Origin of the sequence: Bacillus cereus group sp. BfR-BA-01355 (assembly GCF_022663675.1) — a bacterium.
Classification (GTDB): domain Bacteria; phylum Bacillota; class Bacilli; order Bacillales; family Bacillaceae_G; genus Bacillus_A; species Bacillus_A thuringiensis_S.
Map to the genome: position 1 here is coordinate 1 of NZ_JAKUFY010000414.1, position 252 is coordinate 252.

The window sequence follows — 252 nt, forward strand, 5'->3', positions numbered from 1 at the left end:
GTCCCAACTACCATCGGCGCTAGAGAGCTTAACTTCCGTGTTCGGTATGGGAACGGGTGTGACCTCTCTGCCATCATTACCAGACTGTATTCATTTAAGACAAGAATCATTTTAACTTATTTACTTTTGAAAGTCAACAAGTTTTTATATTCTTTCAAAACTAGATAACATTGCTTCATATTATATGGTTAAGTCCTCGATCTATTAGTATTCGTCAGCTCCACATGTCACCATGCTTCCACCTCGAACCTA

At 38.9% G+C, this 252-nt stretch carries 1 rRNA gene; it reads right to left on the reverse strand.

The window, feature by feature from the left end:
• A 5S ribosomal RNA gene (gene rrf / locus MR167_RS32290) occupies positions 1 to 84 on the reverse strand; the annotation flags it as partial.
• Between the last annotated feature and the right edge of the window lie 168 nt (positions 85 to 252).